Source organism: Rhodospirillales bacterium (assembly GCA_014323865.1).
Lineage (GTDB): Bacteria > Pseudomonadota > Alphaproteobacteria > SP197 > SP197 > SP197.
The window spans coordinates 114,841-135,532 of sequence record JACONG010000004.1 but is presented as its reverse complement, the minus strand read 5'-3'; the positions used below and the strand labels follow the sequence as shown (position 1 = coordinate 135,532).

The 20,692-nt window shown below is 64.1% G+C and carries 17 protein-coding genes; 3 read left to right on the top strand and 14 right to left on the bottom strand.

Annotated features, from left to right (window positions below; translation table 11 throughout):
• Positions 1 to 142 precede the first annotated feature (142 nt).
• The 7 genes from GDA49_01280 to GDA49_01250 all read right to left on the bottom strand — a co-directional run bounded on the left by GDA49_01280 (position 143) and on the right by GDA49_01250 (position 8,464).
• Positions 143 to 541 carry a F0F1 ATP synthase subunit epsilon gene (locus tag GDA49_01280; protein ID MBC6439053.1) on the bottom strand — a complete coding sequence of 133 codons (399 nt, stop codon included), beginning with the start codon at positions 539 to 541 and terminating at the stop codon, positions 143 to 145.
• 23 nt (positions 542 to 564) lie between these two features.
• Complete coding sequence (gene atpD, locus GDA49_01275) at positions 565 to 1,989, bottom strand: F0F1 ATP synthase subunit beta (GenBank protein ID MBC6439052.1); 1,425 nt, start codon at positions 1,987 to 1,989, stop codon at positions 565 to 567.
• Positions 1,990 to 2,016: 27 nt separating this feature from the next.
• Positions 2,017 to 2,901: a F0F1 ATP synthase subunit gamma gene (locus GDA49_01270; protein ID MBC6439051.1), complete on the bottom strand. Its 885-nt coding sequence runs from the start codon at positions 2,899 to 2,901 to the stop codon at positions 2,017 to 2,019.
• Positions 2,902 to 2,928: 27 nt separating this feature from the next.
• Entirely contained in the window at positions 2,929 to 4,461 is a 1,533-nt protein-coding gene (locus tag GDA49_01265; GenBank protein ID MBC6439050.1) for a F0F1 ATP synthase subunit alpha, read from the bottom strand.
• On the bottom strand, positions 4,461 to 5,021 hold the full coding sequence (locus GDA49_01260; protein MBC6439049.1) for a F0F1 ATP synthase subunit delta: 561 nt from the start codon (positions 5,019 to 5,021) through the stop codon (positions 4,461 to 4,463). Before GDA49_01260 ends, GDA49_01265 begins: the two co-directional genes overlap by 1 nt.
• Before the next feature lie 787 nt (positions 5,022 to 5,808).
• Positions 5,809 to 6,069 (bottom strand): hypothetical protein, encoded by a 261-nt coding sequence (locus GDA49_01255; protein ID MBC6439048.1) that lies wholly within the window; start codon positions 6,067 to 6,069, stop codon positions 5,809 to 5,811.
• A gap of 193 nt (positions 6,070 to 6,262) precedes the next feature.
• On the bottom strand, positions 6,263 to 8,464 hold the full coding sequence (locus GDA49_01250; GenBank protein MBC6439047.1) for a primosomal protein N': 2,202 nt from the start codon (positions 8,462 to 8,464) through the stop codon (positions 6,263 to 6,265).
• An 87-nt stretch (positions 8,465 to 8,551) separates the two neighbouring features.
• Here GDA49_01250 and fsa point away from each other — a divergent pair, with 87 nt between their 5' ends.
• From fsa to GDA49_01235, 3 genes are read left to right on the top strand one after another with little or no spacing between them, the layout of a single operon-like run.
• Positions 8,552 to 9,208 (top strand): fructose-6-phosphate aldolase, encoded by a 657-nt coding sequence (gene fsa / locus GDA49_01245; GenBank protein ID MBC6439046.1) that lies wholly within the window; start codon positions 8,552 to 8,554, stop codon positions 9,206 to 9,208.
• A 13-nt stretch (positions 9,209 to 9,221) separates the two neighbouring features.
• Positions 9,222 to 9,941, top strand: a complete 720-nt coding sequence (locus GDA49_01240; GenBank protein MBC6439045.1) for a DUF484 family protein — start codon at positions 9,222 to 9,224, stop codon at positions 9,939 to 9,941.
• Positions 9,938 to 10,852: a tyrosine recombinase XerC gene (locus GDA49_01235; protein ID MBC6439044.1), complete on the top strand. Its 915-nt coding sequence runs from the start codon at positions 9,938 to 9,940 to the stop codon at positions 10,850 to 10,852. Before GDA49_01240 ends, GDA49_01235 begins: the two co-directional genes overlap by 4 nt.
• Here the strand turns inward: GDA49_01235 and GDA49_01230 are convergent.
• The 7 genes from GDA49_01230 to GDA49_01200 form a co-directional block, all read right to left on the bottom strand.
• Positions 10,825 to 11,142 (bottom strand): hypothetical protein, encoded by a 318-nt coding sequence (locus tag GDA49_01230; protein ID MBC6439043.1) that lies wholly within the window; start codon positions 11,140 to 11,142, stop codon positions 10,825 to 10,827. The two genes, GDA49_01235 and GDA49_01230, sit on opposite strands and share 28 nt — an antisense overlap.
• A 169-nt stretch (positions 11,143 to 11,311) precedes the next feature.
• Positions 11,312 to 12,706 (bottom strand): dihydrolipoyl dehydrogenase, encoded by a 1,395-nt coding sequence (locus GDA49_01225; protein MBC6439042.1) that lies wholly within the window; start codon positions 12,704 to 12,706, stop codon positions 11,312 to 11,314.
• A gap of 348 nt (positions 12,707 to 13,054) precedes the next feature.
• Complete coding sequence (odhB, locus tag GDA49_01220; protein ID MBC6439041.1) at positions 13,055 to 14,299, bottom strand: 2-oxoglutarate dehydrogenase complex dihydrolipoyllysine-residue succinyltransferase; 1,245 nt, start codon at positions 14,297 to 14,299, stop codon at positions 13,055 to 13,057.
• A gap of 32 nt (positions 14,300 to 14,331) precedes the next feature.
• Complete coding sequence (locus GDA49_01215; protein ID MBC6439040.1) at positions 14,332 to 17,244, bottom strand: 2-oxoglutarate dehydrogenase E1 component; 2,913 nt, start codon at positions 17,242 to 17,244, stop codon at positions 14,332 to 14,334.
• 45 nt (positions 17,245 to 17,289) lie between these two features.
• Positions 17,290 to 18,165, bottom strand: coding sequence for a succinate--CoA ligase subunit alpha (gene sucD, locus GDA49_01210; GenBank protein ID MBC6439039.1), 876 nt, complete (start codon positions 18,163 to 18,165; stop codon positions 17,290 to 17,292).
• Complete coding sequence (gene sucC / locus GDA49_01205) at positions 18,165 to 19,334, bottom strand: ADP-forming succinate--CoA ligase subunit beta (protein MBC6439038.1); 1,170 nt, start codon at positions 19,332 to 19,334, stop codon at positions 18,165 to 18,167. The genes sucD and sucC overlap by 1 nt, the downstream gene beginning before the upstream one ends.
• A gap of 666 nt (positions 19,335 to 20,000) precedes the next feature.
• Positions 20,001 to 20,692 (bottom strand): hypothetical protein (locus tag GDA49_01200; protein MBC6439037.1); only part of this gene is annotated, 692 nt, incomplete at its 5' end.

The following is a 20,692-nucleotide window of genomic DNA, read 5'->3' as shown; positions in this document are numbered from 1 at the left end:
GCTGTGCCAACCTCAAGATTGCGCCATGGAGTACAGCCATTGTTCGGCGGCACGCTCGCGCAGGAGTTCGCCGACAAGGCGGCATCAATCGACAGATTCGGCATCACGGGGCAGGCGGAAAAACCGCCGTGCGCACGACTTACTAGGCGGCCTCGAGCATGGTGGTGAGCGAGTCCAGCCGCGACTGCGCCTTGGCGCGGGCCTGATCGGTCTCCGCGTCGCGGACGTCGAGTTCGGCATCGCGGATGCGGGCCTCGACGTCGCTGCGATCGATGTCGGCAACCATGACCGCCTCTTCGGCAAGCACCGTGCAACGATCCGGCAGAACCTCGGCGAAGCCGCCGCCGACGAACACCCGATGGGCGACCGACCCGCCGTCGTGAATGTCGATCACGCCGGCGCGGATGGTCGAGATCAGCGGCGCGTGATCGGGCAGGACGCCGAAATCGCCGTCACCACCGGGGATCACCACCATGTCGAACTGGTCCGACACCAGAAGGCGCTCGGGACTGACGAGTTCGAAGCTGACCTTGTTCACCATCGTTCAGGTTCCTTCGTCCCGGCTTACGCAGCCTCAGCAGCGAGCCGCTTGGCCTTTTCGATCGCCGCGTCAATGCCGGAGACCATGTAGAAGGCTTGCTCGGGCAGGTCGTCGTACTCACCGGCGACGATCGCCTTGAAGCCCTTGATGGTGTCCTCAAGCTCGACGAAGACGCCGGGCACGCCGGTGAACACCTCGGCGACATGGAACGGCTGGCTTAGGAAGCGCTGGATCTTGCGCGCACGGGCCACGACCAGCTTGTCCTCTTCGGAGAGCTCGTCCATGCCCAGAATGGCGATGATGTCCTGGAGCGACTTGTAGCGCTGCAGAACTTCCTGCACCGAACGCGCCACCTGGTAGTGCTCATCGCCGATGACGCGCGGATCGAGAATGCGCGAGGTCGAGTCGAGCGGATCCACCGCCGGGTAAATGCCGAGCTCGGCGATCTGACGCGACAACACGGTCGTGGCGTCAAGATGCGCGAACGAGGTCGCCGGCGCCGGGTCGGTCAGGTCGTCGGCCGGCACGTAAATCGCCTGCACCGAGGTGATCGAGCCCTTGGTGGTCGAGGTGATGCGCTCCTGCAGGTTGCCCATTTCGGTGGCCAGCGTCGGCTGATAGCCCACTGCAGAAGGAATACGGCCGAGCAGGGCCGACACCTCGGAGCCCGCCTGGGTGAAGCGGAAGATGTTGTCGACGAAGAGCAGCACGTCCTGGCCCTCGGCGTCGCGAAAGTACTCGGCGAGCGTGAGGCCGGTCAGGCCGACACGGGCACGAGCCCCCGGAGGCTCGTTCATCTGGCCGTAGACCAGCGCGGCCTTCGAGTTGCCACCCTCAAGGTCGATAACGCCCGATTCGATCATCTCGTGGTAGAGGTCGTTGCCCTCACGGGTCCGCTCACCCACGCCCGCGAACACGGAGTAACCGCCGTGCGCCTTCGCGATGTTGTTGATCAGCTCCATGATGATGACGGTCTTGCCCACGCCGGCACCGCCGAAAAGGCCGATCTTGCCGCCCTTCACGTAGGGCTCCAGCAGGTCGATGACCTTGATGCCGGTGACGAGAACCTCGGCTTCAGTCGACTGGTCGACAAGTTCGGGCGCCTCGCGGTGGATCGGCAGGGTCTGGGCCGAGTTGACCGGACCGCGCTCGTCGATCGGCTCACCGACAACGTTCAGGATGCGGCCGAGAGTCTCGGGACCCACCGGAACGGCGATGGCCTCGCCGGTGTCCTTGACCTCCTGGCCGCGGACCAGACCTTCGGTCGCATCCATGGCGATCGTGCGAACCTGATTCTCGCCCAGATGCTGCGCGACCTCCAGAACCAGGCGCTTGTCCTGGTTGGTCGTCTCGAGCGCATTCATGATGTTCGGCAGATCGCCGTCGAACTGCACGTCGACGACGGCACCCAGAACCTGGCTGATACGGCCCACGGAGTTGGTGCTCATGGAGACTCTCCTGCTCTTACTCGTGCCCTAGAGCGCCTCGGCACCCGACACGATTTCTGTGATTTCGGTGGTGATCGCGGCCTGACGCGTACGGTTGTAGATCAGGTTCAGGCGATCGATCATATCGCCTGCGTTGCGAGTGGCGTTGTCCATGGCGGTCATACGCGCAGCGTGCTCGGAGGCTTGGCTCTCCATCAGGCTGCGGAAGATCTGAACGCCCATGTTCTGCGGCAGCAGCTCTTCGAGGATCTCGAACTCGTCGGGCTCGAAGATGTAGACCGCGCCGCCCAGATCATCGGGCTCGCCGGCATCGTTGCCGCCGGTCGTTGCCGGGATCAAGCCCTGCCAGGTGACGTCCTGGTTCATAACCGAGATGAACTTGTTGAAGACCACGGTGCAGACATCGAACTCACCGGACTCGAACATGCAGGTAATCTTGTGGGCGATGTCGGACGCGGTATCGAAAGAGAAGCCCTTGTCGATGCCGAGCACGGTGTCAACGATCATGGAGCCGAACTCGCGGCGCAGCATGTCGCGGCCCTTGCGGCCCAGGCAAAGGAGCTTCACCTCCTTGCCCTGATCGCGCAGCTCAAGAACCCGCCGGCGTGTGGCGCGCACAACGCCGACGTTGAAGCTGCCGCATAGACCGCGGTCCGAGGTCACGACGACGAGCAGGTGGGCGTGGTCCTTGCCGTTGCCGGCCAGCAGCTGGGGCGCATCCTCGCGACCCGCAAAGGCGCCGGCGAGCGAGGCCATCATGCGCGCCATGCGCTCGGCATAGGGACGCGCTGCTTCAGCCGATTCCTGGGCACGGCGCAGCTTGGCCGCCGCCACCATCTTCATCGCACTCGTGATCTTACGCGTCGACCGGACGCTGTTGATCCGCGTGCGAAGGACCTTCAGGTTCGCCATGAGCTATCCGCCGGGCCGGTTACTGGGTCAGCCCACAAACGACTTGGTGAAGTCGTCGAGAAAAGCGGTGAGCTTGCCGGCGGTCTCGTCCGAGAGCGCACCCGAGGAGCGGATGTCGGACAGGATGTCGGCACCCTTGTCGCGGATCGCATCAAGCATCTCGCTCTCGTAATGCACCACCGCAGACGGCGCGATGCCGTCGAGGTAGCCGTTCACGCCGGCAAAGATCGAGGCGACCTGCTCTTCGACGGGCATGGGCTGGTACTGGCCCTGCTTGAGCAGCTCGGTGAGACGCTCGCCACGCGCCAGCAGCCGCTGGGTCGAGGCGTCGAGGTCCGAGGCGAACTGCGCGAAGGCCGCCATCTCGCGGTACTGCGCGAGTTCCAGCTTGATCGAGCCGGCGACCTTCTTCATCGCCTTGGTCTGGGCCGCCGATCCCACACGCGACACCGAGATGCCGACGTTAATGGCGGGGCGGATGCCTTGGTAGAAGAGTTCGCTCTCCAGGAAGATCTGACCGTCGGTGATCGAAATCACGTTGGTCGGGATGTAGGCCGACACGTCCGAGGCTTGGGTCTCGACGACCGGCAGAGCGGTCAGCGAGCCGCCGCCTTCGCTGTCGTTCATCTTGGCTGCACGCTCGAGCAGGCGGCTGTGGAGATAGAAGACGTCGCCCGGATAGGCCTCACGACCCGGCGGGCGGCGCAGCAGCAGCGAAACCTGGCGGTAGCTGACAGCCTGCTTGGAAAGATCGTCGTAAATCACCAAGGCGTGCATGCCGTTGTCACGGAAGTACTCGCCAATGGCGCAGCCGGCATAGGGCGCCAGAAACTGCATCGGGGCCGGATCTGACGCGGTCGCGGCGACGACGGTGGTGTACTCCATAGCACCGTTGTCCTCAAGCGCCTTGACGATCTGGGCGACCGTGGAGCGCTTCTGGCCGACGGCGACGTAGATGCAGTAGAGACGCTTGCTCTCGTCACCCGATGCCCAATTGCCCTTCTGGTTGATGATGGTGTCGATCGCCACGGCGGTCTTGCCGGTCTGGCGGTCACCAATGATCAGCTCACGCTGGCCGCGGCCGACCGGGACGAGCGCGTCAAGCGCCTTGAGGCCGGTCTGCATGGGCTCCGACACCGACTGACGCGGGATGATGCCGGGCGCCTTGACCTCGATGACGCGGCGCTCGGTCGACTCGATGTCGCCCTTGCCGTCGATCGGGTTGCCGAGCGCGTCGACGACACGGCTCAGAAGACCCTTGCCAGTCGGCACGTCCACGATGTTGCCGGTTCGCTTGACGGTGTCGCCCTCAAGGATCTGACGGTCATTGCCGAAAATCACGATACCGACGTTGTCAGTCTCGAGGTTCAGCGCCATGCCCTGAATTCCGCCGGGGAATTCGACCATCTCGCCGGCCTGCACGTTGTCGAGACCATAGACGCGGGCGATGCCGTCACCGACAGACAGCACACGACCGACTTCGGCGACTTCGGCTTCGGTGCCGAAGTTGGCGATCTGGTCCTTAATGATCGAGGAGATTTCGGCGGCGCGGATATCCATCAGCCAGCCCCTTTCATCGCAAGCTCAAGGCGTTGGAGTTTGGTGCGGATCGAGCTGTCGAGCATGCGCGATCCGACGCGAACAATCAGGCCGCCCAGAAGCGAGGGGTCGACCTTGGTCTCGACCGCAACATCGCGGCCGACAATCTCTTTGAGCGTGGCGCGCAGCTTGTCGAGCTCCGCATCGCTCATGGCGCGCGCCGAGGTTACCTCGGCCGTGGCCTCGCCCCGGTGGGCGGCCAGCAGGCGCAGGTAATCGGAAACGACATCGGCCAGCGCGAACAGGCGACGCTGCTGGGCCAGAAGCCCCACGGTGTTGCACGTCAGCGCCGAGGCCTGCATGGCATCGCAGATTGCGGCCATGGCGCGGCCCTGTTCATCACGCGACAGAACGGGGCTTTCGACCAGCCGGCGCAGGTCCCCGGATTCGGAAAGAGCAGTCGCCAGACCACGAAGATCGTCCGCCACGGCGTCCAGATGCTTGCCTTCGTCGGCAAGCTCGTAGAGCGCGCGGGCATAGCGACCCGAAAGGCCTGTGACTACGCTGTCGTCGGTGGCCAAGAGAGGTGCCCTCGTCTTCTGCTAACGGTGTGTCAGAGCTATGGTTTCTGGTCTCGTCGAAGAGCACTTCGGAAGCGCGCTCCAACCTCCTAGCTCGAAGCCGCCGGGGTGGTAACACAGCCACATGGGCCACGCAACAAGAGTCGGCGGAAGGCGGAGGGATTCGTCCAAACGCCCGGATTCCCGAACGAACCGGACACCCGGCACCGGGAATCATTCGTCTTGCGCGATTGCAGCAGCCTAGGGGGTCTGAGAGCAGGATGTCTGCATGTAAGTGGCCCGCCAGAGCACAACGCGCTACCTGTTTCATGCGCCAGACCATCACCGGCTCGAAGATCACGATCAGCACGCCCTCCACCATCATGAACCAGGATTCAAACTTCTCGCCGATCAACCCGTCGCCGTAGCTGAGCGCACAGAGCGCGAGTACCCAAACAATGATGCTGTGAGACACGATGGCAGAGAGACCAAGCATGGCGACCTAGTCCGACGTGCCGCGAACGGCAACGACGAATGCTGTATCATGGTCTTGTAGCCCGGGCTCAAGACCATTGAGCGCGCCAAGCAACAGACCGGAAAAGCCAGATACACGAACGACGCGAAACCATCTTGTATGAGCGCAACGAGATCCAGTACAGACTCCAGGAATCGGTTACGACGCCAACCTCCATAGACGAGTTATTATGTTTATTATGTAACGTGACTATTGTATTGTGTATTGCTCAAGGAAAAGGGGCGGGTTAGATACCCGCCTCTTTATCCAAGAACATACTGACTCGAGATTTGCCTAGTTCTCGATAATCCTGTAAGTCATTTGACTACCCGAGCCGGAGCGCTCCAGCTTGAAACCGTTCTTGTTCAGAACAGCCTTAAACTTCGGCATGTTCTTGTACTTAGGGCCGTAGCGGGAATTGTTGCTGTAGAACGTGTCGATTTCCTTCTTGGTCATCGGCCTCCTAGCAAGTTCCGCCGCAATCTTGGACGGGCCTTCGCCTTCCACAAAACCGTACTTGTCCTTGACAATCGACCGCTTACGCTTGGCTCCCATAAAACCCTCCTTCAATCAATACGAGTAGACAGGGTACGAAATGTTAGCCAGTTGCGCAAGGAAAGAGTCGCGATCTACTTGGGCTTGCCGGTCCGCGGGTGCGCGATTCGAACGAAATCAAAAGCCTTCCACCATGGCAAGGCTCTGCCCGTGACACTTGCAAGTCTGAGGTGGCGCGGGATCGCAGATCGGCTCAAAGAAAGCCCAGAGGATCGACATCGACCTGCAGCCTCATGCTGCCCCGCAGGCGGACCGGCTCCAGCCATGTTCTCAGGGCATTCTGGAGTGCGACATCGCGGCCCGCCTTGACCAGCAGCCGCCAGCGGAAACGGCCCCGGAGCAGCGAGAGCGGCGCAGGTGCGGGACCGAAGGTGTCAATACCCGGCCCGTGCGGTGCGTTCCGGGCAAGATCGTGAGCAAGGCGCCGCACTTCGGCCTCGTCGGTACCAGATACGACGATCCCGGCGAGGCGCCCATAGGGCGGCATCCCGGCCTCCTCGCGGCCGCGCTTCTCCCGCTCGAGGAACCGATCGCGATCGCCCGAGACCAGCGCCTGCATGACCGGATGTCGCGGCTCGAAGGTCTGCAGAAGCACCCGGCCCGGCCGTTCCTCACGCCCGGCCCGGCCGGCGACCTGGTGCAAGAGCTGCCAGGTGCGCTCCATGGCACGGGGATCGCCGCCGTCGAGACCAAGATCGGCATCGACCACGCCGACCAGCGTGAGCATCGGGAAATGATGCCCCTTTGCGGCGACTTGGGTGCCGATCAGAATGTCGAGCTCGCCCTTCTCGATCCTGGCGACCATGGCCGCGACGTCGGCGGGCCTCATCAGCGTGTCCGACGCCATGATCTCGACCCGGGCGTCGGGGAAACGTTCGGCGACCTCCTCGGCCAGCCGCTCGACGCCGGGCCCGCAGGCAACGAGGGAATCCGTATTGCCGCATGCCGGACAGGTCTCGGGTCGCGGCGTCCAGGTGCCGCAGTGATGGCATTGCAGGCGCCCGCGGTGGCGGTGTTCAACCATCCAGGCGGAACAGTTGGGACACGCGATCCGGTGTCCGCAGGTCCGGCACAGGGTCAACGGCGCATAGCCGCGCCGGTTGAGATAAAGCAAGGCCTGTTCGCCGGTCTCCCGACAGACCGTCAGCGCCGCGACCAGAGGCGGCGAGAGCCACCGGCCCCGCTCGGTGCCGGCCCTGGTCATGTCCACCGTCTCCACCGTCGGCATGGCGGCCCCGGCGTGCCGGCTCGGCAGATTGATGTGGCGGTACCGGCCGCGATCGATATTGGCCAGAGTCTCGAGCGACGGCGTCGCCGAACAGAGCACGATGGGAAGGGCTTCCAGCGACGCACGCACCACCGCCATATCGCGGGCGTGGTAGCAGACGCCGTCATCCTGCTTGTAGGAGCCGTCGTGTTCCTCGTCGACAACGATCAGGCCGAGTTCCCGGAAGGGCAGGTAGAGCGCCGAACGCGCACCGACGACCACGCGGACCTCGCCGGTCGCGATCCCGCGCCAGACATCGCGACGGAGCCTGTGGGACACATCGGAATGCCAGACGGCGGGTTCGGCACCGAAGTGGGCCTCGAAGCGTTCCAGGAACTGGGCACTGAGCGCAATCTCCGGCAGGAGCACGAGTGCCTGCCTGCCGGCTTCGAGGACCCGCGCGATGGTATCGAAGTAAACCTCTGTCTTGCCGGAGCCTGTGACCCCCTCCAGCACGATCGTGTCGAAGGCGTTTCGTTCGACCGCTTCACCAAGCACCGTCGCGGCACGGGCCTGATCGTCGGAGAGCGCGGGCCCCCCGGCTTCGGGATCGGGCGGCGTGACAGCGATGCGGTGCGGAAGGGTGACCTCCTCGAGCGCGCCGGCTGACACCAGCCCCTTCGGCACCGATGCGCCGACGCCTGCTTCAACGGTTACGTCGCGGGCAAGCCGCGCGTAGCCGTCGGCCATCAGTTCCAGCACACGGCGGCGTGACGGTGTGACACGCTCGGGCTCCCGCCCCGTCGCTCGGAGCGCACGGATCGGCTTCGGCGGGTCAAGCGCGTCAGGTACGCGCAGCACCATGCGCAACACGTTCGCCTCGCTGCTCATCGTGTAACGCGCAACCCATGAGATGAAGGCACGCATTGCATCGCTCAGCGGCGGCACGTCCTTGACTGCCACGATGGCCCGCAACTTCTCGATCGCGACCTCACCGTCGCCCTCGCCCCAGACGACACCGGTCACTTCGCGCATGCCGAGCGGCACGCGGACGATCGCGCCCTCGGTCGCATCGAGATCGTGGGGCACTGCATAGTCGTAGGGACCCGGAACCGGCAAAGGCAGCAGGACCTTCACCGTTTTCAGGCCCTCGTCATGCGCCGGTTCTGTGGCATTATCCTGAGGCATCCGCTACACTTTGCCATGCAGCGGCGCGGTCGCAATGGCTTCGCCGCCAAGTCATCAACAACACGTTCGGGAACCGGAAGCCGCTTCATGAAGTTCTTTGTCGATACCGCCGATGTGGACGAGATCCGCGACCTCGCCGCGACCGGCATGGTGGATGGCGTTACCACCAATCCGTCGCTCGTTGCCAAGACCGGGCGTGACTTCGTGGAAGTGCTGAAGGAGATCTGCGACATCGTACCCGGGCCTGTGAGCGCCGAGGTCACCGCCACCGATCATGAGACGATGCTGGCCGAAGGCCGCAAGCTCGCGGCAGTGGCGCCGAACATCACGATCAAGGTGCCGCTCACCTGGGATGGCCTGAAGACCTGCAAGGCACTCTCGGCGGCCCGCACCCGGGTCAACGTGACGCTCTGCTTCTCCGCCAGCCAGGCCCTGCTGGCAGCCAAGGCCGGCGCGACCTTCATCTCGCCGTTCGTCGGCCGACTCGAAGACATAGGCCATGACGGCATGAAGCTGATCGCCGAGATCAAGACGATCTACGACAACTATGCCGCGCTCGACACCGAGATCCTGGTGGCCTCGATCCGCACGCCGATCCATCTCAAGCAGGCGGCGATGATCGGTGCCGATGTCGCGACTCTGCCGCCCGACGTGCTGCGCAAGCTCGCCAACCATACCCTGACCGACAAGGGTCTCGCGGCCTTCCTTGCCGACTGGCAGAAGACCGGTCAGGCGATCCTCTAGGTCGCGATCCGTTATGGCCAGCAAACCGGATACCGCACAGACCGCCGCGAGCGAGGACCTGTCTGCGGAGACGGTCGAGGCCTATCTACGGGACAATCCGGACTTCCTGAATCAGCGCCGCGGACTGCTCGATGCCTTGGTGCCGCCCAGCCGCGCAATGGGCGACAACGTCCAGGACCTGCAGGCGCACATGATCCAGCGTCTGCGGGAAGAAGCCGTGGGCATCCGTGCCGAACAGGGTGAACTGGTCGCCCGCACGCGGCGCGAGCGTTCGCTGGAAAACCGTGTGCATGCCGGCGCGCTCGCCATGATCGGGGGGTGCGACCTCGACCACCTGATCGAGATCGTCACCTCCGACCTCGCCATCCTGCTGGGCGTCGACGTCGTCACGCTTGCCGTCGAGACCGAATGCCCGGGCGGTGAGGCCCGTGTCACCTGCGGCGTCCGCTGTGTCGTTCAGGGCACCGTCGACCAGCTGATGGATGACGACCGGGACGTCATCATCCGCTCGCCGGCCCATGCGGACGAGACGCTCTTCAAGGGTGCAGCGACCTTGGTGACGTCCGAAACCCTGGCGCGGTTCGGCGGCAACAACGGCCTTCCGCCCGGGGTGCTGGCTCTGGGATCGCGCCATCCCGAACACTTCCAGCCGGGTGATCCCGTCGGGCTCTATCGGTTCCTGGCCAACGTTCTCGACCGTTGCCTGCGCAAGAAACTGGGGCTGCCGCTCTGACCGCCTCTCTCGACGACACCGTCACGACCTGGCGGGAACAGCTCGCCAGCGAGCGGCGCGCCTCCAGACACACGATCGAAGCCTATACACGCGACCTCGTGCGCTTCCTCGGTTTCGTCGCCGAACATCGCGGGGCAGCAGCTGATCTCAAGACGCTTGCCAGCCTGAAGCCCGCCGACTTCCGCGCATGGCTGGCCGACCGGACGCGCCGCGGTCTCGCCAGGACCTCGACCGCGCGGTCGCTCTCGGCGGTCAGGAGCTTCTATCGTTATCTCAATCGTCAGGGCCTGGTTTCCAATCCGGCCATGGAGGCGGTGCGGGCGCCGAAGCTGCCGCGCCAGGTGCCGCGGCCGCTCACCTCGGACGAATCGACCGACGTTCTCGCGCTGGCCGACGATCCCGACCAGCCGCCATGGCTCGCCCGGCGCGACCTCGCGCTGCTGATGCTGCTCTACGGCGGCGGGCTGCGGATCGGCGAGGCACTGTCGCTCGACATCGGCCAGGTTCGGGACGCGGGCGATACCATGCGGATCGTCGGTAAGGGCGGCAAGGAACGGGTGGTGCCACTGCTGCCACGCGTGAAACAGGCGCTTGAGGCCTATCTGGCGCACCGGCCCGACGGCGCGCCGCGCGATGCCCCGCTCTTCATCGGTGTGAAAGGCAAACGTCTCAACCCGGGTGTTGCCCAGCGCCGGTTCCGCGAGATCAGGACCATGCTGGGGCTGCCGTCGAGCGCCACACCGCACGCCATGCGCCACAGCTTCGCAACCCACCTGCTGGGTGGCGGCGCGGATCTCAGGACGATCCAGGAGTTGCTGGGCCACGCGAGCCTGTCGACGACACAGCGTTACACCGATGTCGACACCGAAGGCCTGCTTGAGGTCTACCGCAACGCGCACCCGCGCGCCTGACGGCCGAGCGGCAGCAAGCTGGCCAGTCCCAGAAGACCGAAGCCGCCGATCAGCGTCAACGTCAGCCCCCACGCCTGCACCGATGTTTGACCGCCGGAGACGTCGAGCGCGATGCCGGCCAGCATCGGCCCGAACCGGACGCCGCTGAAACCCACGACCACATGAACCGCCATGGTGGCGCCGCGATGGCCGGGCGGCGCCAGCAGCACATAGCCGCCGAAGATGATGCCCGAGACCCAGCCGACCGGCTCGTTCGACATTCCCCAGATCGGCTGCACGACGGTCAGCATCGACCAGTATGTCGAGAAACCGGTCATCGCCAGGGACTGCGTCAGGCACAGCAGAGCGACCAGCAGAACGGGACGGCTTTCGATGTGTTTGGCGAGCGGTCATGACAGCACGGCAACGGCGGCTGGCAAGCGGTCGCCTGCCGGCGCGAACGAAAGGAACCGTAACGGACTAGAAGTGAATCGCCCGCTTGTCGACGGCGAGCGCCGCCTCACGCACGGCCTCGGAAAAGGTCGGGTGGGCGTGACAGGTGCGCGCGATGTCTTCGGACGACGCACCGAACTCCATGGCGACAGCCGCTTCGGCGATCAGTTCTCCCGCGCCACTGCCGAGGATATGCACACCCAGAACACGATCGGTCCTGGCATCGGCGAGGATCTTCACCAGGCCGCCGGTCTGGTCGCAGGTCCGCGCGCGGCTGTTTGCCAGCATGGGGAATTTGCCGATCTTGTAGTCGACGCCCGCCTCCTTGAGTTCGTCTTCCATCTTGCCGACCGACGCGGCTTCGGGCTCGGTGTAAACGACACCGGGAATGGTGTCATAGTTCACGTGGCCGGCCTGGCCCGCGATGATCTCGGCAACCGCCATGCCCTCGTCCTCGGCCTTGTGCGCCAGCATGGCACCCTTCACGCAGTCGCCAATGGCATAGATGCCGGGCACGGTCGTCGCGAAGTGGCCGTCGATCTCAACCCGTCCCCAGTCGTCCATGGCGACGCCCGCTTCGGCGAGGCAGAGACCGTCGGTGCAGGGCCGGCGGCCGACGGACATCAGGACGACATCACAGGCAATGCTCTCCGCATCTCCACCGGCTGCAGGTTCGACCGAGACCTTGAGCTCCTTCTTGAGCGTCTTCACGTCGGTCACCTTCGACCCGAGCTTGAAGTTAAGGCCCTGCTTCTTGAGCAGCTTCCGGAGCTCGCTGGCGATCTCGGCGTCGATACCAGGCGCGATGCGATCAAGGAACTCGACCACCGTGACCTCGGATCCCAGACGGCTCCAGACCGAACCCAGCTCAAGTCCGATGATGCCGCCGCCGATGACGATCATACGCCTGGGCACCTCGGACAGCGCCAGAGCGCCTGTCGAACTGACGATGCGCTCCTCGTCGATCTCGATGCCGGGCAGGGTCGCAACATCGGAGCCCGTCGCGACGATGATGTTCGCGGTGGTATGCTGCCTGCCGTCGACATCGACCGTGCGGCCATCGACAATCCGTCCGGTGCCCGCAAGATGGGTGATCCTGTTCTTCTTGAACAGCCCGGCGATTCCCCTGGTCAGCGTGTCGACCACCTTGTCCTTGCGCTTCATCATGGCCGGAAGGTCGAGTTCGACGCCGGAGACCTTCACGCCGTGCAGGCCCAGATGGCCATTGGCCTGATGAAACAGCTCGGACGACTGCAACAGTGCCTTCGAGGGAATGCAGCCGATGTTGAGGCAGGTGCCGCCGAGCGTTGCGCGCTTCTCGACACAGGCGGTGCGAAGGCCAAGCTGCGCACAGCGGATGGCGCAGACGTAGCCGCCGGGTCCCGACCCGATCACAATGACATCAAACTCCTGCTCGGCCATGGCGACCTCCCTTGCGTCCTTCATTCTCCTCATAAACCGTGCGCGCAACGGCTTCTATCCTGCCACATCAGGCGATCAGCATACGCCCGCGTCCCGGTTCATGCTGCACAGCGCAAAACGTTGAAACCTTCCTCCGGTGTCGGAGGCACAAAGTGGCGCGTGAACTCCTCGAAATCGGCCCCGCTGACATCCAGTGATCCTCGCTGATCGGCAACGTTCCCGGATGCTTCGCCAGGTGCCGCACAAGCGTCGACTTGCCGGACGCGATCTTGCCGCAGGGCAGGTGCAACGTGACGTCGGTCGAAGAAGACACCGGAGACTCCCAGCGCGGTGGCTGGCGGCCCCGTCCTAAATCTCCAACAGCAGGCGCTGCGGGTCTTCGATGGCGTCCTTGATGCGCACCAGGAAGGTCACGGCCTCGCGACCGTCGATGATGCGGTGATCGTAGGACAGCGCGAGATACATCATCGGACGCACCACGACCTCGCCGTCGACCGCGACCGGGCGCGGCTGGATCTTGTGCATGCCGAGGATGCCCGACTGCGGCGGGTTCAGGATCGGCGTCGACATGAGCGAGCCGAAGATGCCGCCGTTGGAGATCGTGAATGTGCCGCCGGTCAGATCATTGGGCACCAGCTTGCCGTCGCGCGCCTTGCGGCCCATGTCGCCGATCGTCCTTTCGATCCCGGCGAACGACATCTGGTCGGCGTCACGCAGCACCGGCACCACAAGGCCCTGGGGCGAACTGACCGCAACGCCGATGTGGTAGTAGTGCTTGTAGACGATCTCATCGCCCGCGATCTCGCCATTGACCGCCGGGATGTCCTTGAGCGCCTGGATCGCCGCCTTCACGAAGAACGACATGAAGCCCAGGCGCACGCCGTGCTTCTTCTCGAAACGCTCCTGATACTCCTTGCGGGTGGCCATGACGTGCGACATGTCGACCTCGTTGAAGGTCGTCAGCATGGCGGCCGTGTCCTGGGCCGCCTTGAGCCGTTCGGCAATGCGCTTCCTGAGGCGGGTCATCCTTACCCGCTCCTCACGGCCCTCGGGATCAGGCTCGCTTGGTGCGATGGCCACGCGCTCGCGCGGCGCGGGTGCCGGGGTCGGCTGCGGGACAGGAGCGGGTGCGGCGGGCGGCGCCCCTGTCTCGGCGGTGCCATCGAGATAGACCTGAACATCGGCCTTCACCAGACGACCATCCTTGCCCGTGCCCGGGATCTTCGCGGGATCGAGACCGTGCTCCTCGACCATCTTGCGTACGGCCGGCGAGAGCGGCAGGGCCTCAGCCGGCGCGGGTTCTGACGCTGCGGGCGCGGGCGCTTCCTCGGCGGCCGGCGCCACAGCCGGCGCATCGCTGGCTTCGACACGTCCGAGAACGGCGCCGACCTCGACATCCGAGCCCTCATCGAAGAGCACATCGGCGAGCACACCCGTCGCGGGCGCGAAAACTTCCATGGTGACCTTGTCGGTCTCCAGTTCGACCAGCGGCTCGTCCTGAACGACCGCTTCGCCCTTCTTCTTGAACCAGGTCGCGACCGTCGCCTCCGACACCGATTCTCCAAGCTGGGGGACCGTGATTTCAACCGGCATGGCGACCTTCCGTCCTGTTAGGTGTCCAGGGCTTACTCGGTGAGCGCGGCAGTCACGAGCGCATCCTGCTCGCGCTCGTGCACGCGGATGTAACCGGTCGCGGGCGACGCCGCCTCGGGTCGGCCGACATAACGCGGAAGCTGCATCTTGAGCTCGCCGCACTCCATCGCCTGCTCGATCTTGTCGCGCACGAAGTTCCACGCGCCCATGTTGCGCGGTTCCTCCTGGCACCAGATGAACTGGGCGTTGGGGTAGTAGTTCACCGCTTCCTGCAGGGCATCGAGCGGGAACGGCGAGATCTGCTCTAGCCGGATGAACGTCACGTTCTTCAGGCCGAGCGCGTCGCGCTTTCCGAGCAGGTCGTAATAGACCTTGCCGGTGCACAGGATGACCCGCTCCATGTCCTTGCCGTGGCTCGCATCGTCGAGCTCCCACAGCGAACGGTGGAACTGGGTGTCCCCGATGAATTCATCGGCGCTCGAGACGCAGCGCTTGTGACGCAGCAGCGACTTCGGCGTGAAGATGATCAGCGGCTTGCGGAACTTCCGCTTCATCTGTCGGCGCAGAATGTGGAAGTAGCTCGACGGCGTCGTGCAGTTGGCGATCTGCAGGTTGTCTTCGGCGGCAAGCTGCAGGTAGCGCTCGGGCCGTCCCGAGCTGTGCTCGGGTCCCTGCCCCTCGAAGCCGTGCGGCAGCAGCATGACCAGACCGGACATGCGGAACCACTTGCTTTCGCCCGCCGTCAGGAACTGATCGACGATGACCTGCGCGCCGTTGGCGAAGTCGCCGAACTGCGCCTCCCACAGCACCAGCGCCGACGGGTCGGCGAGACTGTAGCCGTACTCGAAGCCGAGAATGCCGGCCTCCGACAGCATGCTGTCGATCACCTCGTAGCGGCCCTGATCGGCGCTGATGTTGTTGAGTGGAACAAAACGCTCTTCGGTCATCTGGTCAACCAGAACCGAATGACGCTGACTGAAGGTGCCACGTCCGCAGTCCTGACCGCTGAGGCGCACATTCGCCCGTTCGTAGCAGAGCGTGCCGAACGCCAGGGCCTCGGCCGTCGCCCAGTCGATGCCCTTGCCGCTTTCGATCATCTCGCGGCGCTGGTCGAGAATGCGCTTGAGCTTGCTGTGGACGTTGAGCGTCTCCGGATAGCTCGCGATCGCCTTACCGACGGCCTTGAACTCCTCCATCGGCACGGCTGTCTTGCCGCGTCGGGCGCCACCGCGATCGGCAACCTCAAGACCGGACCAGACACCCTCGAGCCGGTCGACCTTGTTGATCTTGTAGCCCTGACTGGCCTCAAGGTCGGAATCGAGATGCGCGTTGAAGTCCTGGATCATCTGGTCGGCTTCCCTGGGCGTGATCACGCCTTCGGCGATCAGGCGCTCCGTATAGAGCTGCTTCGTCGTGGGGTGTTTCGCGATCGTACGGTACATCAGCGGCTGGGTGAATGCCGGCTCGTCGCCTTCGTTGTGGCCGTGGCGGCGATAGCAGAAGATGTCGATCACGACGTCGCGGCCGAACTCCTGGCGGAACTTCATGGCGAGCTTCGAGACGTGGACAACGGCCTCGGGGTCGTCGCCGTTCACGTGGAAGATCGGCGCGGAGACCATCTTGGCCACATCGCTGGGATAGGGCGATGAGCGCGAGAAGCGCGGGCTTGTCGTGAAGCCGATCTGGTTGTTGACGATGATGTGGATCGTGCCGCCGGTCCTGTAGCCGCGCAGTTCCGACATACCGAGCGTTTCGGCGACCAGCCCCTGGCCCGCGAAGGCGGCATCGCCGTGCAACAGAATTGCCATGACCTCCTTGCGGTCCTGGTCGTCGCGCATGGTCTGCTTGGCGCGCACCTTGCCCTCGACCACCGGATTGACCGCCTCCAGATGGGAGGGGTTCGCGGTGAGCGAGAGGTGGATCGACCGGCCGTCGGCGACCTGACGATCCGACGAGGTGCCGAGGTGGTACTTCACGTCGCCCGAGCCCTCGACCGCGTCGGGGTGGGCCACCTCTCCCTGGAACTCCGAGAAGACCTGGGCGTAGGACTTGCCCATGACGTTGGTCAGGACGTTCAGCCGGCCGCGATGAGGCATGCCGAGCACGATCTCCTCGACACCCTGGCGGGCGGCGGTGCGGATGATCGTTTCCATCGCGGCAATCGTGCTCTCTCCGCCCTCGAGCGAGAACCGCTTGGAGCCCGGATACTTGATCGACAGGAACCGCTCGAAACCCTCGGAGCGATAGATCTCGGAGAGCACGCGCTTCTTCTCTTCGGGGCCGAGTTCCGCGTCGGACCGGGTGCCCTCGAACTTGCGCTGGATCCAGGACTTCTCTTGCGGCGACTGGATATGCATGAACTCAACACCGATCGTGCCGCAATAGGTCTTGCGGGCGGCATCAAGGATCTGTTGCAACGTCGCGCGCTGGAACCCGAGCACGCCGTCGACGAAGAACTCGCGACCGTAGTCTTCCTCGGTGAAGCCGTAGCTCTTGGGGTCGAGCTCGGGATGGTGACGGCTGCCCTCGATGCCCAGGGGATCGAGATTGGCCGCGAGATGACCGCGCACCCGATAGGCGCGGATCATCATGAGGATGCGGATGCTGTCACGCGCCAAGGCGAACTCGGCGACCGACTCCCGGCTGCCCGGCGCGGGCGCCCAGGCCGGAGCCTGCATGACCGTGGCGGGCGCGCCGCCGTGGCCGCCATCAGGCAGAAAGCCGAAGCCCTCGGGCTCGTCGTCGAGGTTCTGCACGCGCTGGGCGGCACGGCCCGGCTCGAGCTCGGCGAGGATAGAGGCATCGTCGGCGGCGAGGTCGTCGAAGACCTCACGCCAAGACTCGTCGACCGTCCCGGGATCGGTCTTGTAGCGGGCGTAGAGCCCCTCAATATAGTTCGCGTTGGTACCGTAAAGGCACGAGAGCTCGTCGATCCGCTGTGCCATGCACGCTTTCCGCCGTCTCCGGCGGCCTCCACCTTGTGCCCCTCTTTAACCCTTCATCGCCGCGAGCATGGTGGTGCCCAGGCTCGCCGGCGAATCCGCGATATGAAATCCGGCGCTTTTCATCGCCTCGATCTTGTCCTCGGCCTTGCCCTTGCCGCCCGAGATGATCGCACCGGCATGGCCCATGCGACGGCCCGGAGGCGCTGTGACACCGGCAATGAACCCGGTGATCGGTTTCTTACGGCTGTCGGCCCTGATGAAATCGGCGGCCTCTTCCTCGGCCGATCCACCGATCTCACCGATCATGATGATGCCTTCGGTCTCGTCGTCGCCCAGGAACATCTCCAGGCAATCGATGAAGTTGGTGCCATTGACCGGGTCGCCACCGATGCCGATACAGGTGGTCTGTCCAAGGCTGGCGGCCGTGGTCTGGTGCACGCCCTCATAGGTCAGCGTGCCTGAGCGGGAGACGATGCCGATCTTGCCGCGCTGGTGGATGTGGCCGGGCATGATACCGATCTTGCACTCGTCGGGTGTGATGACGCCGGGGCAGTTCGGCCCAATCAGGCGCGAGCCGGAACCCTGCAGCGCACGCTTCACACGCACCATGTCGAGCACCGGTATGCCTTCCGTGATGGCAACGATCAGCGGCACGCCGGCATCGATCGCTTCAAGGATCGAGTCCGCGGCGAAGGGCGGCGGAACGTAGATCACCGACGCGTTGGCACCGGTCGCCTCGACGCAAGCTGTCACCGTGTCGAACACCGGACGATCCAGATGGGCCTGGCCGCCGCGGCCGGGCGTGACACCACCGACCACCCGGGTGCCGTAGGCAATCGCCTGTTCGGAATGGAACGTGCCGGTCTTGCCCGTGAAACCCTGGACCAGAACCTTCGTGTCCCGGTTGACGAGAACGGCCATCATGCGCCTCCCTTGATGGCGGCGACGGCCTTGGCCGCGGCATCAGACAGATCGTCGGCCGGCGTCAGCGCCAACCCGCTCCCGGCGAGAATGGCCTTGCCCTGATCGACATTGGTGCCTTCGAGCCGAACGACCACGGGAACCTGAAGATCAAGCTCCCTGGCCGCGGCGACGATGCCTTCGGCGATCACGTCGCAGCGCATGATGCCGCCGAAGATGTTGACCAGGATCGCCTGGACGTTGGGGTCCGACACGATGATCCGGAAGGCCGAAGCGACCTGTTCCTTGGTCGCGCCACCGCCGACGTCCAGAAAGTTCGCGGGCTCGCCACCAGCGAGCTTGCAGATATCCATCGTCGCCATGGCGAGACCGGCACCGTTCACCATGCAGCCGATGTTGCCGTCGAGCTTGACGTAGTTGAGGCCAACCTCCTGGGCTTCGAGCTCGGTCGGATCCTCCTGGCTCTCGTCGCGCATCTCGACCAGGGACTGGCGGCGGAAGAGAGCGTTCGAATCAATGTTGAACTTGCAGTCGAGCACGGTGAGATCGCTCGCGCCTGTCACGACCAGCGGGTTGATCTCCAGCAGGCTGGCGTCCGACGCGAGGAAGGTCTCGTACATCGCGCCCAGAAGCTTTCCGGCCTGCCTGACCTGATCGCCCTCGAGCTTCAGCGCGGCCGCGAGACGGCGCCCGTGGAACGGCTGCAAGCCACTCGCGGGATCGACCGTCAGCGTGATGATCTTCTCAGGTGTCCTGGACGCGACCTCCTCGATATCCATGCCGCCCTCGGTCGAGGCGATCACGGCAATCCGGCTTGAGGCACGGTCCACCAGAAGCGCGAGATAGAGTTCGCGCGCAATGTCGGACCCTTCCTCGACATACACCTTGTGGATCGGTTTGCCTTCGGGGCCGGTCTGATGGGTCACGAGCGTAACGCCGATCATGCCGTCAGCGGCCTCGCGGATCTCATCGTGACTGCGGCACACCTTGATGCCGCCTGCCTTGCCGCGCCCGCCGGCGTGGACCTGCGCCTTGACGACCCAGAGGTCGCCACCGAGTTTCCTGGCCCCTGCGACAGCTTCGTCGCCCGAGCCGGCGACCTCGCCCCGCGGTACGGCAACGCCGTGTGACGCGAGGACCTGCTTCGCCTGATATTCGTGGAGGTTCATGAATTTTCCCTGAGCGCCACGCTCCGGAACGGATAATGGGAACGGAAGCTGACAGTCTAACATCCGACCGCAGGATAACAACCGGACATCAGCGTCTCAGGCACCGCCATGCCCCGGATTTGACCATGGATCATGTCGATTTTCGAGCCCGGACGGTGCCAGGGTTTGCAGATACCGCAACCAAAGATGTATCCGGCGTGGCACACCACCGAGCTCGACTTCGGCTCAATGTTGCCGGTCTCCGGGTCGAGCCGTTTGTCGTTGACCCAGGTGCCTTAGGGCGTCGCCCGTTCCAGAATCTCCTGGGCGAAATGGCGCCCGTCGACGTCCTTGAGGCCTGCAACTTCACGTCCGATCAGGTCGGGATAGACGCCGTGCGCCGCAATCGTGTCGTCGGGGGTGCAGGCGAAGACTTGGAGGTCTGCGTCCCGGAAGTCGGTGCCGGGATCAGCGGCAACGCAGGCAAGCGACCACAGCTCCCGCCGGGCGGTCGTTGACCGAGAGGGGCGTTGGCTATACGGCGAAGACCGGTGTTTCAGGCGCGGAGGTTCAGGGAGTTCGGTGGAGTTCGGTTCTTCCGCAACATCCTGACCTGACCGGTCTTCGGGAGGCGGTCAAGAAGAAGGAGGAAACGTGCAGGCGGCAGTGCCGCCTGCACGTCCCGGATCACTGTACATCGTTCTGGACGGCGTAGAACTCTCCGCCTTCAATGTCACTGACAAGACTTACAAGGCTGAAGTGGTTTGACTTAACGGTTCCTGTCAGTGCTCCATGCACCAACAATGTACCATCGTCATCGTACACCTTGCCTGCCAGATCGGCATCGTAATAAACGTAAACACCACCAGGTCCATTAAGATCACCATCCAGGGTGCTGCTGATCGTCGTTCGATCGATCGTTCCATGACCTCTGAGAGTCCCCCTAAGACGCCCGCCGTCAGATTCCCGTACAAATTGGCTTGCCGTTGTCGTGACCGTCCCTGCACCGAAATCGGCGTCGATTGTGAGACTGCCAACGCCCTTACGAGTTATGCCGCTATAACTGTAAACATTGTCGAGCTTGACATATCCTGTCAAGGTGCCTTTCCCATCCGGGAGAGCATCGGGAGCCGCAAGATGACCGGCATCCATCGCTGCACCAATCAAGGCAAAGTTACCGCTTTCCCTTCTAAAAAGGTCAAGGTCCCAAGGAGTATAAGCACCACCCTCTAAAAGTGCAATTGTAGGAGGTGGCGGAGTGCCAAACCTGACGACCCGAACGGGCTTTCCGTTTCCAGTCTGGATAGCGAAGAACTCACCATCTTCTATACTACCGGAAAGGTACCACCCAACATCATGGGTTCCGGTAACGCCTCCCC